Here is a 14,189-nt window from a genome sequence, read left to right as displayed (position 1 = left end):
GTCAACGTAGCGATCATGGGTGCCGGTTCATGGGGAACCACCCTGGCCAAGGTCTTCGCCGACGCCGGCAACACCGTCACTCTGTGGGCTCGCCGCGCCGAGCTGGCCGAGCAGATCCAGGACACCCGCGCCAACCCCGACTACCTGCCGGACATCCGCCTGCCGGAGTCCGTCGTCGCCACGCACGACGCGGAGCGGGCCCTGGACTCCGCGGCCATCGTCATCTTCGCCGTCCCCAGCCAGACGATGCGCGACAACTTGGAGGCCTGGACGCCGCTGCTGCCCTCCGACTCGACGCTGGTGAGCATCTCCAAGGGTGTGGAGACCGACACCCACCTGCGCATGAGCGAGGTCATCGCCGAGATCACCGGGGCCGACACCGACCGCATCGCCGTGCTCTCCGGTCCGAACCTGGCCCGCGAGATCGCCGAGGAGCAGCCGGCCGCCACCGTCATCGCCTGCACCGATGAGAACCGCGCCAAGCTGGTGCAGGCCGCCGTGGCGACCCCGTACCTGCGCCCCTACACGAACACCGACGTCGTCGGCGTGGAGCTGGGCGGTGCCTGCAAGAACGTCATCGCCCTCGCCTGCGGTGTGGCCACCGGGCTCGGTTTCGGCGAGAACACGCTGGCCACCATCATCACCCGTGGTCTGGCGGAGATCTCCCGCCTGGGCCACGCCCTCGGCGCGGACCAGCGCACCTTCGCCGGGCTCGCCGGCCTCGGTGACCTCGTGGCCACCTGCTCCTCCCCGCTGTCGCGTAACCGTTCCTTCGGCGTCCGCCTCGGCGAGGGTGGCACCCTGGAGGAGGCGAAGAAGGCCACCCACGGCCAGGTCGCCGAGGGTGTCATCTCCTCGAACTCGGTGTTCCAGCTGGCGCAGGCCAACAAGGTGGAAATGCCCATCACGCAGGCCGTGTACGCCGTGTGCCACCGGGGTCTCGACGTCCGCGACATGATCGCCGCACTCATGGGTCGCTCCAAGAAGGCGGAGTGACCGCGCGGTAGGCTTCCTGCCTATGGAACAGCGCATCACAGTCGGCGTCGTCTACGGCGGCCGCAGCACCGAGCATGAGATCTCCTGCGTGTCCGCGGGCGCCATCATGAGCCACCTCGACTCCGACAAGTACCAGGTCATCCCCATCGGCATCACGAAGGACGGCATGTGGACGGTCGGGGAGTCCGACCACTCGCGGCTGCGCATCGCGGACGGGGTGCTGCCGAGCGTCGAGAAGCGGGAGGAGCTGGCGCTGTCGCTCGACCCGCAGGACAACGGACTCATCCTCAACCTGGACACCGGCCAGCCGCACGCGCGCGTCGACGTCCTCTTCCCCGTCCTCCACGGACCCTACGGCGAGGACGGCACCATCCAGGGCATGCTCGAGCTCGTCGGGCTGCCCTACGTCGGCGCCGGGGTGCTGGCCTCGGCATGCGGCATGGACAAGGAGTTCACCAAGAAGCTGGCCGCCGCCGAGGGGCTGCCCATCACCGCCGAGCTCATCCTGCGCGGGGCGGAGACCGACATCCCGGACGCGGAGAAGGAGCGCCTCGGCCTGCCGGTGTTCGTCAAGCCGGCGCGCGGTGGTTCCTCCATCGGCGTGTCCCGGGTCACCGACTGGGCGGATCTGCCGACGGCGATCGCCTCGGCCCGCGAGTCCGACGACAAGGTCATCATCGAGGCCGAGATCATCGGCGACGAGGTCGAGGTCGGCGTGCTCGAGTACCCGGACGGCTCGCTCGTGGCGTCCGTCCCGGCGAAGCTCAACGGCACCGGCGACTCGGAGGAGGGGTTCTACGGCTTCGAGACGAAGTACCTCGACACGGTCGTCAGCCCCACCATCCCGGCGCCCTACTCCGACGAGGTCAACGACCGGATCCGCGAGCTGGCCGTCGCCACCTTCCGCGCGCTCAACTGCCAGGGCCTGTCGCGCGTCGACTTCTTCCTCACCGCCGACGGCCCGGTGCTCAACGAGATCAACACCATGCCCGGCTTCACGCCGATCTCCATGTACCCGCAGGTGTTCGCCGCCTCCGGCGTCGCCTACGAGGAGCTTCTCGACGTCCTCGTGACTACTGCTCTGCAGTCTCCGCGGCGATGACGTCGCCGAGCTGAACCAGCACCTCGCTGCTCACGTCCTGCGGGGTGCTCACGGCGATGTCCGTCTCCCGGCCGAGGGCGAACCAGGTGCCCGCGGTCGTGCCGGAGGCGAGGACGGTGTCCTCGAACCAGACGATGTCGTTGACCTGGTTGAGCTGGATGCCCGGCTGGTAGTTCTCCGGCGGAGCGACGCCGCAGCGCAGGACGACCGGCTCGCGGCCGTCGGCGACCCAGGCGACGGTGTGGTCCTCGGGGACGTCGATACGCTCGTGGTCCTCGGCGACGGTGTCCGGCAGCGCGGCGAGGAGGTCGCCGCACACGGCGGTGTCGCCGGCGGCGAGCTGGGAGAGCGGGGCCGGGAACGGCTCGTGCTCCGCGACGGGCAGGGTGGCCACGGACCCGCTCAGACCGGAGACGGGCTCCGCGTGGCGGCCCAGGGACTCCGCATCCGCGGTGACGGCCACGACCTGCTCGCGGTCCACCGCGTACCAGGTCTGCAGGGTGGAGCCGGGGGTGGCGTCGGTGATGCGCAGCCACTCGACGCCGTCGACCTCCTCGGTGGGGGCGTAGGCGGTGTACTGCAGCGGGAGGTCCACGCCGCAGCGCAGGGTGACGCGCTCCACGGAGCTCGAGGACCAGGCGGCGACCCCGTCCGGGGCCGGCTCGAGGATCTCGGCGCGGTCGTGGCCGATGAGTTCGTCGGGGAGGGTGTCCAGGAAGGACGCGCATTCGGGGGAGTCCGCGAGCGGAGCCGGCAGGTCGCTCATGGGGACCGGCTGCTTGGCCACCCGGTCGAACACCACCTTCGCGCCGACGACGACACCGAGAACCAGTGCGACCGCCAACACCAGGGAGAGATAGATGGCGGCACGACCGGAACGACTAGGTTGGTAAGCGGAGCTCATGTATGTGAAGTCTATCGAAAGGGTCGGCGTGACCAGCTTTCCCGCCCACTATTCGGGCCCGACGCTCGGTGACGTCGGAGAACACCGCGCGATCGAGGCGATTGTCTCCGCCGCGCCGTCGAACCGCAACGGCGACGACGCCGCCGTCCTCAGCCACGCCTCCCCGAACTCCCGGGCGGTGGCGACGACGGACATGCTCATCGAGGGCCGGCACTTCCGCGTCGACTGGTCCACCCCGGAGGAGATCGGCCGGAAGTCGATCGTGCAGAACTTCGCGGACATCGAGGCCATGGGGGCGCGTCCCATCGCCGCGCTGCTGGCCGTGTCCGCACCGCCGCACACCCCGGTGTCCTACCTGCGGGGCATCGCCGAGGGCATCCACGCCAAGGTGGGGGAGTACTCTGCCGAGCTGGTCGGCGGCGACCTCACCTCCGGAAACGACCTCGTCCTGTCGGTCACGGCCATCGGTTCCCTCGGCGGCTCGCGCCCCGAGCTCACCCTCGACCGGGCGCGCCCGGGGCAGCGCGTCGTGGCGCACGGGCGGATCGGCTGGTCCGGGGCGGGCCTGGCGCTCCTCGAGCGCTTCGGGCGCGATGTCCCCGAGCACCTGCGTCCGCTCATCGACGCCCACTGCGCCCCGACGCTGACCCCCGGCCGCGGGGTCGTCGCGCGGGCCACGGGGGCGACCGCCATGACCGACAACTCCGATGGCCTCATCGTCGACCTCACCACCATCGCCCGCCGTTCCGGCGTCGGCATCGATCTCCATTCGGCGGACATCATGCCCCCGCCGATCGTGTGGGAGGCCGCCGAGCTTCTCGACGCCGACCCCTGGGAGTGGGTCCTCACCGGCGGCGAGGACCACACCCTCCTGGCCACCACCGCCGGCGACCCGCCCTCCGGGTTCCACGTCATCGGCCGGGTCATCCGCGGCGAGGCCGTCACCATCGACGGCCAAACCCCGAAGTACGGCCACGGGTGGGTGAGCTTCTGATGGCGCTGCCCGTGCACGAATCGTGGAAGCCGGCGCTCGCGGGCGTCGAGAAGCAGATCCACGACCTCGGCGACTTCCTGCGCGCCGAACCCGCCTACCTGCCCGCCGGGAACGACATCCTCCGCGCGTTCCAGGACCCCTTCGACGACGTGAAGGTGCTCATCGTCGGCCAGGACCCGTACCCCACGCCCGGCCACGCGATGGGACTGAGCTTCTCGACGCACCCCGGCGTCCGCCCCCCGCGCAGCCTCGTGAACATCCACCGGGAGCTGCAGTCGGACCTCGGCGTGACCCCGCCGCAGGACGGCGACCTCACCCCGTGGTCCCGGCAGGGCGTGCTCCTGCTCAACAGGGTGCTCACCGTGCGCCCCGGGGAGGCCGGCTCCCACCGCGGGCAGGGTTGGGAGGCGGTGACCGAGGCCGCGATCCGGGCGCTCGCCGCCCGGGGGAGGCCGCTCGTGGCGATCCTGTGGGGTCGGGACGCGCAGGGGGCCGCCCGGTTCCTCGGGGACACCCCGCGGATCGAGTCCCCGCACCCCTCACCGCTGTCGGCCTCCCGCGGATTCTTCGGCTCCCGCCCCTTTTCTCGGGCGAATGAGTATCTGACGTCTGTTGGAGCGGAACCGGTGGACTGGCGGCTGTAGACTACGGCGTTATGTCCCATCCGCGAGAGCTAGACGGCCCCCGACTCCACGCCTGGGCGGCGCGCGCCGTCGCCGAACTCTCCGCCCGTCGCGCGGAGATCAACGCTCTCAACGTCTTCCCGGTCCCGGACGCCGACACCGGCTCCAACATGACCCACACCATGGAGGCGGCCCTCGCGGAGGTCGACCGTCTGCCCGCCGACGCCGATGTCGCCGCCGTCGCCGCGGCCCTCGCCAGCGGCAGCGTGCGCGGGGCCCGCGGCAACTCCGGGCTCGTGCTCTCCCAGGTGCTGCGCGCGGTCGCCGATTCCGCCGCCCGCGGCAGCGTCGACGGCGACAGCATCGCCCGCTCGCTCACCCTGGCGGTCACCCTCGTGGACCGGGCGATCGCCGAGCCGGTGGAGGGCACCGTCATCACCGTCCTGCGCGCCGCCGCCCTCGCCGCGGAATCCACCTCCGGGGACCTGCACGCCGTGGCCACCGCCGCCCTCGACGCCGCCCGCACCGCCCTGGCCAACACCCCCTCCCAGCTCGACGTGCTCCGCGAGGCCGGGGTCGTCGACGCCGGCGGCACCGGGTTCGTCGTTCTCCTGGAGACCCTCCTCGCCGAGATCGAGGGCACCGAGGAACTCCCGCAGGTGGAGGCCAGCCCCAACGGCCCGGCCGCCGACCTCGAGGTCACCTTCTTCTTCGTCGGTGACCTCGACGACCTGCAGGCCCGCATCGCCCCGCTGGGCGAGAGCCTCGTCATCGCCCGCGCCGACGACACCTCGGGCCGTGTCCACATCCACTCCCGCACCGCCGGCCGCGTCATCGAGACCGCCTTCTCCGCCGGTGCCGTCAGTGACCTCCGCCTCGAGGTGCTTCCCGACGCCCCGCAGGTCGACGCCCCCCGCCGCGTCGTCGTCGCCGTCACCCCGCCCGGCTCCGTCGCCGAGCTCTACCGGGAGGCCGGTGCCGTGGTCGTCGCGCCGGGGGAGAGCGTCGTCTCCGACATCCTCGGCCAGGTGCGTTCCTCCCGGGCGCAGGAGCTCATCCTCCTGCCCAACGGCCTGCTCGACCGCCGTCAGCTCGTGTCCGTCGAGCGGGCCACCCACGCCTTCGAGCAGACCTTCACCATCGTGCCCACCTCACGCCTCGTGAGCGGGATCGCGGCGCTGAGCGTCCACGACCCGGAGGCCCCCATCGGCGTCGCCGCGTACACGATGACCGAGGCCGCCGCGGCCATGCGCACCGCCATCGTGGCCACCCCCACCCACAGCGTCGAGGACGCCACCGAGGCCGCCTGCCGCCGCCTCCTCGCCGACGGCGGTGAGCACGTCATCCTGCTCACCGGGACGGACGTCGACGTCGACAAGCTCGACGCGGCGCTCGACGTCGACGTCATGGCCTTCCCCGCGGACGGGCTGGGACACCTCGTGGAGATCGGGGTCGAGTAGCGTGCTCGGGTGGCGTGACGAGCGTCTGCTGGCCGACGTCCTGCCCGCCAAGGAGGCGAAGGCACTGGACAAGGCCTTCGGCTACACCACCTGCATGGACCTGCTGCAGCACTTCCCTCGTGCCTGGTCCCGCCACGGTTCCGACGTCCTCGCCGACGACGCCGCCGAGGGCGACATGATCACCTGCGTCGGCGAGGTCCTGTCCATCCAGGACTTCCAGCGCGACAAACGCACCGTCACGCAGGTGTCGCTCACCGACGGCCGCACCCGTTTCACCGCCTCCTTCTTCAACGCCCGCTACATCCAGCATTACCTCCGCCCCGGGAAGCGGGCCATGTTCTCCGGCAAGCTGCGCTTCTTCCGGAACACCCCGCAGCTGCAGCACCCCGACTTCCTCGTCCTGCCCGGACCGGGGGAGAAGATGGCCGGTTCCGGCTCCATGAAGACCATCGCCCTCTACGGCGAACCCGACGACCTCTTCGCCGGGCTGGAGTACATCCCGATCTACCCCGCCACCGCCGGCATGGCCTCGTGGCGCATCATGGCGGCGGTCAAACACGTCCTCGACACCCTCGACCCCGTCGCGGAACCGCTCGGCGAGGCACCCGAGGGGATGCCCGGTTTCGACGAGGCGCTGCGCGGCGTGCATTTCCCCGGCCCCGAGGGGCCCGAACCGCACAAGGAACGACTCAAGTACGACGAGGCCCTCACCCTCGGCCTCGTCATGGCGCTGCGCCGCCTGGAGACCCTGCGTCGCGACGCCCCGCCCCTCACCCCGGTCGACGACGGCCACCGCGCCGGGCTGCTCGCCGCCCTGCCCTACGAGCTGACCGAGGGGCAGCAGCAGGTCATCACGGACATCACCACCGACCTCGACTCCGGGGACCCGATGAGCCGCCTCCTGCAGGGTGAGGTCGGCTCCGGCAAGACGGTCGTCTCCCTCGTCGCGATGCTGCAGGCCGTCGACGCCGGTCACCAGTGCGCCATGCTCGCTCCCACCGAGGTGCTCGCCGTCCAGCACGCCCGCACGCTGACGTCCCTGCTCGCCGACGCCGGTCTTAACGTCTCGGTCGTCCCCCTGGTCGGGTCCATGCCCGTGCCCGTCAAACGGCAGGCCCTGCTGGACATCGTCTCCGGCCAGGCCGACATCGTCGTGGGCACCCACGCGATCATCCAGGACACCGTCGAGTTCTTCGACCTCGGCCTCGTCGTGGTGGATGAGCAGCACCGTTTCGGTGTCGAGCAGCGCGCCCGTCTGCGCTCCAAGGGCCGCGAAGGGCTCACCCCGCACCTCCTCGTCATGACCGCCACCCCGATCCCGCGCACCATCGCCATGACGGTCTTCGGTGATCTCGCGGTGTCCACGCTGCGGGAGCTGCCCGGCGGGCGACGCCCCATCGAGTCCGTCGTCGTGCCCGAGTACAAGCCGACGTGGGTGCGACGCGCCATCACCCGCATCGGGCAGGACGTCGAGGCCGGACGGCAGGCCTACGTGGTGTGCCCGCGTATCGACGGCCCCGGCGGCGTCCTCGACCTCTTCGAGATCCTTGGTCAAGGCCCCTTCCGTGACTTCCACGTCGGTTACCTCCACGGACGCATGCCCGCCGACGAGAAGGACCTCATGATGCGCCGCTTCGCCTCCGGGGAGGTGCAGGTGCTCGTCTCCACCACCGTCATCGAGGTCGGCGTCGACGTCCCCAACGCCACCGTCATGCTCATCCGTGAATCCGAGCTCTTCGGCGTCTCCCAGCTCCACCAGCTGCGGGGCCGCGTCGGCCGTGGCGGGCACGAGTCGCTGTGCATCTTCCACACCTTCGCCGAGAAAGGCTCCGACGCCGACCAGCGCATCCACGCCGTCGCCGAGACCTCCGACGGCTTCGCTCTCGCCGAGCTCGACCTTCTCCACCGCCAGGAGGGCGATGTCCTGGGCACCAGCCAGTCCGGCGCCGCGAAAACCGTCCGCCTGCTCAACCTGCTGCGGGACTTTCCCATCATCGACCGCGCTACCAGCGACGCGACCGCCCTCGTCGAACGCCACCCGCTGCTCGCCCAGCGCCTCGTCCTGGAGATCGACCGCGTGGACCGGGAGTACCTGGAGAAAAGCTAGGGTGTAGGGCATGGATATCTGCGCCCCCTTCGCCGGCATCGTGCGCTACCACGTGGCCGCCGGCGACCACGTCACCACCGGTGAACCGCTGGCCACCGTCGAGGCCGTCAAACTCGAGGCCCCCGTCCTGGCGCCGGGGCCGGGTGTCGTCGGGCGCCTCGCCGTGGAGGACTTCCAGGATGTCCTCGGCGGCGACCTGCTGCTGGAGGTCACCGAATGACCCGCATCGTCTCCGGAGAGGCCCGCGGCCGGAGGATCAAGGTCCCGCCCGCCGGCACCCGCCCCACCTCCGACCGCGCCCGCGAGGGGCTCTTCTCCTCGCTCCAGGTCCGCTTCGGCTTCGCCGACGCCCGCGTCCTCGACCTCTTCGCCGGCTCCGGGGCCCTCGGCCTCGAGGCCGCCTCCCGCGGTGCCGCCGAGGTGGTCCTCGTGGAGAACAACCCGGCGGCCGTGAAGATCATCCGGCACAACGCGGACGTCGTGAAGCATCCCCGCGTGAGCATCGAGGAGACGAAGGCGTCCACCTACCTGGCGCACGCCCCGCGGGAGCACTTCACCATGGTGCTCGCCGACCCGCCGTACGAGCTCACCGACGAGGCCGTCGTCGAGATGCTCGAGGCGCTGAAGCCCGCGCTGGTCGACGGTGCCGCCGTGGTCGTCGAGCGCCACGTGTCCTCCCCGGAGACCGCCTGGCCGCCGGAGTACGTGCCCACCACCCAGAAACTGAAGAAGCGCACCTACGGCATCGCACGCATGGACATGGCCGTCTACCACCGAGAGGACGTTTAAGTGAAAGCCGTCTGCCCAGGATCCTTCGACCCCGTGACCATGGGGCACCTCGACATCTTCCGCCGCGCCGCCAGCCACTTCGACGAGGTCGTCGTGCTGGTCACCGGCAACCCCAACAAGCAGTCGGGGCTGTTCACCATCGACGAGCGCATGGACCTCATCCGGGAGGTCACCGCCGACGTCCCCAACCTCAGCGTCGACTGGTGGGGTGGACTGCTCGTCGACTACACCTCCGAGCACGGGATCTCCGCGCTGGTCAAGGGCCTGCGCACCGCGCTCGACTACGAGTACGAGCTGCCGATGGCGCAGATGAACCGTCGCCTGTCGGGGATCGACACCTTCTTCCTCCTCACCGACGAGAAGTACGGCTACATCTCCTCCTCCCTGTGCAAGGAGGTCGCCAAGTACGGCGGTGACGTCTCCGGTCTGCTGCCGGACCCGGTCGTCGACGCGGTCAAGGAGAAGTACTCCCAATAGGGGGAGTAGTCTGAGCGGGTGCTTGCCGATCTCCTGCTCCTTCTCCTCATCGTCCTCGTCGGGTCCGCCCTGCAACGGATCTCCGGCATGGGCCTCGGGCTCGTCGCCGGCCCGGTCCTCGCGGTGACGATGGGCCCGGTCGAGGGCATCCTCGTGGTCAATGTCCTGGCGTTCCTCAACGCCGCCGCGACCACGGCCACCGTCCGCGAGTACGTCGACTGGCGGAAGTTCTCCCTCATCGCCTCCGTGCTCATCATCGGCGCGGTACCCGGAGCTCTGCTCGTGCGGGAGTTCTCCCCGGCGCTGCTGCAGGCCCTCGTCGGCGCGCTGCTGCTCCTGGCGCTGGCCGTGACCACCTTCGGGCAGAAGTACATCCCGCCGGCCACCGGCAACGCGCCCGCCGTGGTGGCCGGTGTTGTCGGCGGCTTCATGAACACCCTCGCCGGCATCGCCGGACCCGCGATCACCGTGTACGCGCAGGCGTCGCGCTGGGCGCAGCAGTCCTTCGCCGCCACCCTGCAGCCCATCTTCATGGTGGCCGGCGCCATCTCCTTCGGCATCAAGATCCTCCTCGGTGCGGGTGACCTCTCAGACACCAACTGGCTCGTGTGGCCCGTGGGCATCATCGGCATGGCCGTCGGCCTGTGGCTCGGCGTCCGCCTCAGTAAGAAGGTCAGCCGACCACGGGCACGAACCCTCGCCCTCCTGCTCGCCACCGCCGGCGGTGTCACCGCCCTCGTGCGCGGCATCAGCGGCCTCGCCTAGCAGACGTCGGCGCTCCTGCGCCGCGGCCCGGACGCGCTCGTTGCGGGCGTCACGGCGCTGCCGGAAGGTCTGCACCCACCTGCGGTTCTCCGCGGCCAGCGGGCCGTCCGACTCGTTCTCCACCCAGCTGCCGTCGGCGAAGAGAAAGATGGCGTTGCCGGTGGCGGGGCAGATGACGTAGCGGATGTGGCCCGACGTCTTGAGGTTGTGGTGACGGCGGCACAGCTTCCGCAGGTTGCCTGCGGTGGTCGGCCCGCCGTCGTCGTAGTCGACGGTGTGGTCGTTGTCGCAAAATTCCCCCGGAGCCTCGCAGCAGGGGAAGATGCACTGGTCGTCGATGCCCTCGACGCAGGCCTCGATGTCCTCCGGCGTGTTGTATCCCCGGCTCACCTTGTCGCGGATGATGTCCATGTCCCGGGTCGTGGTGGCCCTGCCCTCCCATTCCGCGGAGCGGTGCGGGTTCAGCCAGCCGGCCCGGGGCAGGTAAGTCGGGGCGTCGGGCACATCGTGCGCCCGGTAGAGGTTGAGGGTGACCGTCACCCCCTCGTCCTCTCCGGTGACCAGCAGCGCGTGCGCCTCGGCGAGGCCGATGCCCCGCTTCCGGGCCAGTGCCCGCACCCGCTTGTCGACGGCCGCCGCCGACGCCGCATCCATCCGGGCGGACAAGTCCGCGGTGCCGTCGGCGTTGAACTCCACGTGGTAGGTGAGCTGGGGCAGATCCGGGTCCTCCTGGTCGGTGGTGATCGAGCAGTCGAGCTCGTTGACCATCGCCTGGATCCGCTTCTTGATCGCCTTCGGGGAGGGCAACGGCTGGTTGGCACGGGTGGGGGTGAGGTATTCGGTGATCCGGGAGTCCAGCTGCGGGAAGTACTCCCGGTCGGCCATGGCCAGTGCGGACTCGATGGCGCGCAGGCGCTTCATGTCGAGGTGGTACAGCTCCTCGACGAGCGCCCGCAGCCGCGGCAGCTCGTCGAGGGTCGCGAGGGCGAACAGGTTGTGTTCGACCGTCCACTTGCCCTCGCCCGTGGAACGGACGATGGGCGCGTAGACGGCGTCGGAGTCGAGCTGGACGTCGACGGCGTCGGCCTGGCCGCGCCACAGGGTGTACTGCGCCCGGGTGACGGCGGTGGAGGCCACCGCCAGGGGGTCGTCGGGATTGTTGACTGTGTAGTAGGCGGACACGGGACACACCTCCCAGGGTGTCGCTAGAGTGTTCGACCCGCACTCTAGAACGTCCATCGGACATGACCACCCCCGGGGGTGGAAAAGTGCCGTTCTACCGGTGGTTATCCCCGGCCGAGGTAGGGCATGCCCGCGGCCGTCACGGTCACCTGATCGACGCTCACCTCGGCCGGCATCGCGGCGACGGCCACGAGAAGGCGGGCGGCCTCGGCGGCGTCGAACATCGGCTCGGAGCCGGTGAAAGAACCCAGCAGGGCGGTGCGGGCGTTGCCGATGTCGAGCTCGGTGGCGGTGATGCCGTGGGGGCGCCCGTCGAGGGAGGTCGACACCGTGAGGCTGGCCACCGCCGCCTTCGACGCGGCGTAGGCGGCGACGCCGGCGCGCGGGGAGTGGCCGGCGATGGAACCGTTGTTGATGATGCGCCCGCCGCCGTTGTCGGCCATCCACGCGAAAGCGGCCTGCGTGCACAGGAACACGCCGGTGGTGTTGGTCTCGAAGGTGCGGCGCCACTCTGCGGGGTCGATGGTGTGCAGTTCACCGGTGGGGCCGGGGACCCCGGCGTTGTTCACCAGCAGGTCGAGGCGACCGTAGTGCCCCGTGATCTCGTCGAAGGCACCCGCCACCGACTCCTCGTCCGCCACGTCGCACACCACCACGAGGGCATCCGCCACTCCGGCGGCGGTCTCCTCGAGGGTCTCGCGGGTGCGCCCCAGGAGGGCGACGGACCAGCCGTCGGCACCCAGGGCCTGCGCGAACATTCTTCCCAGTCCACCGCCGGCACCGGTGACCACTGCAACCTTGTTGTCCATGTGACCATCGTAGAGTGGAGCGCATGATCACCGCGACGAACTGCTCCATCGGACGCACTAGTTACCTCGAGGGCCTCGACGCCGCCCCGACGACCAGGGTCGAGCTGTGGTGGCCCTTCGCCCACCCGGACCCGACGGACGCGGAGATCCGCCACGTAGTCGGCGAGCTCGAGGCCAGGAACAAGCAGCTCATCGCCCTCAACATGTTCGGCGGTGACCTGGCTGCCGGCGACCGCGGCATCCTCCATGAACAGGATCTTCCCGACGCCCACCTCGACGCCGTCGAGCGCTTCCACGAGCTCACCGGGGTGCGCCGGTTCAACCTCCTCCTCGGCCGCGGTGGGACCGAGCTGAGCGCCGACCAGGAACGCAGGTTCGCGGCGGTGGCACGGGACGTCGGCAGGCGATTCGGGGGAGTGGCCATGGTGGAGCCGATCTCGGCGACCCCGGACTACCCGGTCACCACCGTCGACGACGCGCGCCCGCTCCTCGAGTACGGTGGGCTGTTGCTCGACCTCTACCACCTGGCGGTCAACGACGCCGTCGATCTCAGCGTCCCGCCGGAGCACGTGCAGGTGGCCGACAACCCCGGCCGCGGTGCCCCGGGGACGGGCAGCCTGCCGCTGGAGGAGTGGGTCACCACGCTGCGGGAGCAGGGTTACACCGGTGAGGTCGCCGCGGAGTGGTTGCCGTGAGTGAGCTGTGGGACCTGCTCGACGACAACCGCCTGCCCCTCGGCCGCACCGCCGACCGGGCTGCCGGGCTGCGCGACGGTGAGCTGCACGTCGTCGTCCACGTGTGCCTGTTCAACGACCGCGGGCAGATGCTCATCCAGCGCCGCACCGACACCAAACCGGACTGGCCGGGCCTGTGGGACTTCTCCGTCGGCGGCAGCGTTCACGCCGGGGAGACCAGCCGCGAGGGCGCGCTGCGGGAGGTCCGGGAGGAACTCGGCCTCGACATCGAGCTCGCGCGCCCCAGCTTCACGTTCAACTTCCAGTACGGTTTCGACGACTTCTACCTGCTGCGTACCGACGTCCCGTTGCCCCTGGCCGCCGTGCCCAACGACGAGGTCGCCGAGGTCCGCTGGGCGGATCTCGACGACGTGGTGGGGCTGCTGCGGGCCGGGCAGTTCATCAACTACCGCGAGTCGGCGGTGCGCTTCGTGTTCGACTTCCTCGACCAGCGCAACATCTTCGACTCCCGGGACCTGCGTTAGAACAGCGAGGAGAGGAACGCGCGGGTGCGGCCCTCCTGCGGGTTGTCCAGCACCTGCGCCGGGGTGCCGGCCTCGACGACGCGGCCGCCGTCCATGAACACGACGGTGTCGGCGACCTCGCGGGCGAAGCCCATCTCGTGGGTGACCACGAGCATGGTCATGCCGTCGTCGGCCAGCTCGCGCATGACGCGGAGGACCTCTCCGACGAGCTCGGGGTCGAGGGCGGAGGTGGGCTCGTCGAAAAGCATGAGCTTGGGGTCCATCGCGACGGCGCGGGCGATGGCGACGCGCTGCTGCTGACCGCCGGAGAGCTGCACCGGGTAGGCGTTCGCCTTGTGTGCCAGTCCGACCTGGTCGAGCAGTTCGAGGGCGCGCTTCTTCGCGGTGGCCACCGGGGTGCCCTTGACGTGGACGGGCGCCTCGATGACGTTCTCCAGCACCGTGCGGTGGGGGAAGAGGTTGAACTGCTGGAAGACCATGCCGATGTCGGCACGCTGGCGGGCGGCCTCCTTCTCGGAGATCTCGTAGAGGACGCCGTCGCGCTCGCGGTAACCGATGAGGTCGCCGTCGACGTAGAGGCGGCCGGCGGTGACCTTCTCGAGGTGGTTGACGCACCGGAGGAAGGTGGACTTGCCGGAGCCGGAGGGGCCGATGAGGCAGGCGACCTCACCGCGGGGGACCTGCAGGTCGATGCCCGTGAGCACCTCGAGGGAGCCGAAGGACTTGCAGACCTGCTGGGCGTCGATCATGAGCTCGGTCATG

At 70.4% G+C, this 14,189-nt stretch carries 15 protein-coding genes; 12 read left to right on the top strand and 3 right to left on the bottom strand.

What is annotated here, in order from left to right; genetic code table 11:
* Positions 1 to 15: 15 nt before the first annotated feature.
* Both B9Y70_RS07875 and B9Y70_RS07870 read left to right on the top strand, forming a co-directional pair.
* A complete protein-coding gene (locus B9Y70_RS07875) occupies positions 16 to 996 on the top strand; it encodes an NAD(P)H-dependent glycerol-3-phosphate dehydrogenase (RefSeq protein ID WP_085549859.1) in 981 nt (326 codons plus the stop codon).
* A 22-nt stretch (positions 997 to 1,018) separates the two neighbouring features.
* A complete protein-coding gene (locus B9Y70_RS07870) occupies positions 1,019 to 2,098 on the top strand; it encodes a D-alanine--D-alanine ligase family protein (RefSeq protein ID WP_085549718.1) in 1,080 nt (359 codons plus the stop codon).
* On the opposite strand, the gene B9Y70_RS07865 is transcribed toward B9Y70_RS07870, so the two are convergent.
* Positions 2,070 to 3,002 (bottom strand): DUF3515 domain-containing protein, encoded by a 933-nt coding sequence (locus B9Y70_RS07865; RefSeq protein ID WP_085549717.1) that lies wholly within the window; start codon positions 3,000 to 3,002, stop codon positions 2,070 to 2,072. The two genes, B9Y70_RS07870 and B9Y70_RS07865, sit on opposite strands and share 29 nt — an antisense overlap.
* A gap of 28 nt (positions 3,003 to 3,030) precedes the next feature.
* Here B9Y70_RS07865 and B9Y70_RS07860 point away from each other — a divergent pair, with 28 nt between their 5' ends.
* The 8 genes from B9Y70_RS07860 to B9Y70_RS07825 are packed head-to-tail and all read left to right on the top strand — an operon-like array spanning position 3,031 to position 10,217.
* A complete protein-coding gene (locus tag B9Y70_RS07860) occupies positions 3,031 to 3,996 on the top strand; it encodes a thiamine-phosphate kinase (RefSeq protein WP_240309173.1) in 966 nt (321 codons plus the stop codon).
* On the top strand, positions 3,996 to 4,640 hold the full coding sequence (locus tag B9Y70_RS07855) for a uracil-DNA glycosylase (RefSeq protein WP_085549715.1): 645 nt from the start codon (positions 3,996 to 3,998) through the stop codon (positions 4,638 to 4,640). Before B9Y70_RS07860 ends, B9Y70_RS07855 begins: the two co-directional genes overlap by 1 nt.
* A gap of 11 nt (positions 4,641 to 4,651) precedes the next feature.
* Complete coding sequence (locus tag B9Y70_RS07850; protein ID WP_085549714.1) at positions 4,652 to 6,079, top strand: DAK2 domain-containing protein; 1,428 nt, start codon at positions 4,652 to 4,654, stop codon at positions 6,077 to 6,079.
* Between the two features lies 1 nt (position 6,080).
* Positions 6,081 to 8,186 (top strand): ATP-dependent DNA helicase RecG, encoded by a 2,106-nt coding sequence (locus B9Y70_RS07845; protein ID WP_085549713.1) that lies wholly within the window; start codon positions 6,081 to 6,083, stop codon positions 8,184 to 8,186.
* Positions 8,187 to 8,196: 10 nt separating this feature from the next.
* Positions 8,197 to 8,406, top strand: coding sequence for a biotin/lipoyl-containing protein (locus B9Y70_RS07840; protein ID WP_085549712.1), 210 nt, complete (start codon positions 8,197 to 8,199; stop codon positions 8,404 to 8,406).
* The gene (locus B9Y70_RS07835) at positions 8,403 to 8,975 is read left to right on the top strand and encodes an RsmD family RNA methyltransferase (protein ID WP_085549711.1); all 573 of its coding nucleotides are present in this window, start codon (positions 8,403 to 8,405) and stop codon (positions 8,973 to 8,975) included. The genes B9Y70_RS07840 and B9Y70_RS07835 overlap by 4 nt, the downstream gene beginning before the upstream one ends.
* Positions 8,976 to 9,452, top strand: a complete 477-nt coding sequence (gene coaD / locus B9Y70_RS07830) for a pantetheine-phosphate adenylyltransferase (RefSeq protein WP_085549710.1) — start codon at positions 8,976 to 8,978, stop codon at positions 9,450 to 9,452.
* A gap of 18 nt (positions 9,453 to 9,470) precedes the next feature.
* Positions 9,471 to 10,217 (top strand): sulfite exporter TauE/SafE family protein, encoded by a 747-nt coding sequence (locus B9Y70_RS07825; protein ID WP_085549709.1) that lies wholly within the window; start codon positions 9,471 to 9,473, stop codon positions 10,215 to 10,217.
* A gap of 1,286 nt (positions 10,218 to 11,503) precedes the next feature.
* Here B9Y70_RS07825 and B9Y70_RS07815 read toward each other — a convergent pair.
* Positions 11,504 to 12,208 carry an SDR family oxidoreductase gene (locus tag B9Y70_RS07815; protein ID WP_085549708.1) on the bottom strand — a complete coding sequence of 235 codons (705 nt, stop codon included), beginning with the start codon at positions 12,206 to 12,208 and terminating at the stop codon, positions 11,504 to 11,506.
* Positions 12,209 to 12,231: 23 nt separating this feature from the next.
* On the opposite strand from B9Y70_RS07815, the gene B9Y70_RS07810 reads away from it, so the two are divergent.
* Complete coding sequence (locus tag B9Y70_RS07810; protein ID WP_085549858.1) at positions 12,232 to 12,903, top strand: TIM barrel protein; 672 nt, start codon at positions 12,232 to 12,234, stop codon at positions 12,901 to 12,903.
* Positions 12,900 to 13,427 carry an NUDIX hydrolase gene (locus B9Y70_RS07805; protein ID WP_085549707.1) on the top strand — a complete coding sequence of 176 codons (528 nt, stop codon included), beginning with the start codon at positions 12,900 to 12,902 and terminating at the stop codon, positions 13,425 to 13,427. The genes B9Y70_RS07810 and B9Y70_RS07805 overlap by 4 nt, the downstream gene beginning before the upstream one ends.
* Here the strand turns inward: B9Y70_RS07805 and B9Y70_RS07800 are convergent.
* Positions 13,424 to 14,188, bottom strand: a complete 765-nt coding sequence (locus tag B9Y70_RS07800; protein WP_085549706.1) for an amino acid ABC transporter ATP-binding protein — start codon at positions 14,186 to 14,188, stop codon at positions 13,424 to 13,426. The two genes, B9Y70_RS07805 and B9Y70_RS07800, sit on opposite strands and share 4 nt — an antisense overlap.
* Between the last annotated feature and the right edge of the window lies 1 nt (position 14,189).

Origin of the sequence: Corynebacterium pollutisoli (genome assembly GCF_900177745.1) — a bacterium.
In the GTDB taxonomy this organism is placed as follows: domain Bacteria; phylum Actinomycetota; class Actinomycetes; order Mycobacteriales; family Mycobacteriaceae; genus Corynebacterium; species Corynebacterium pollutisoli.
Note: the sequence above shows the minus strand (reverse complement) of the source record. Positions and strands in the feature narration are given on the sequence as shown.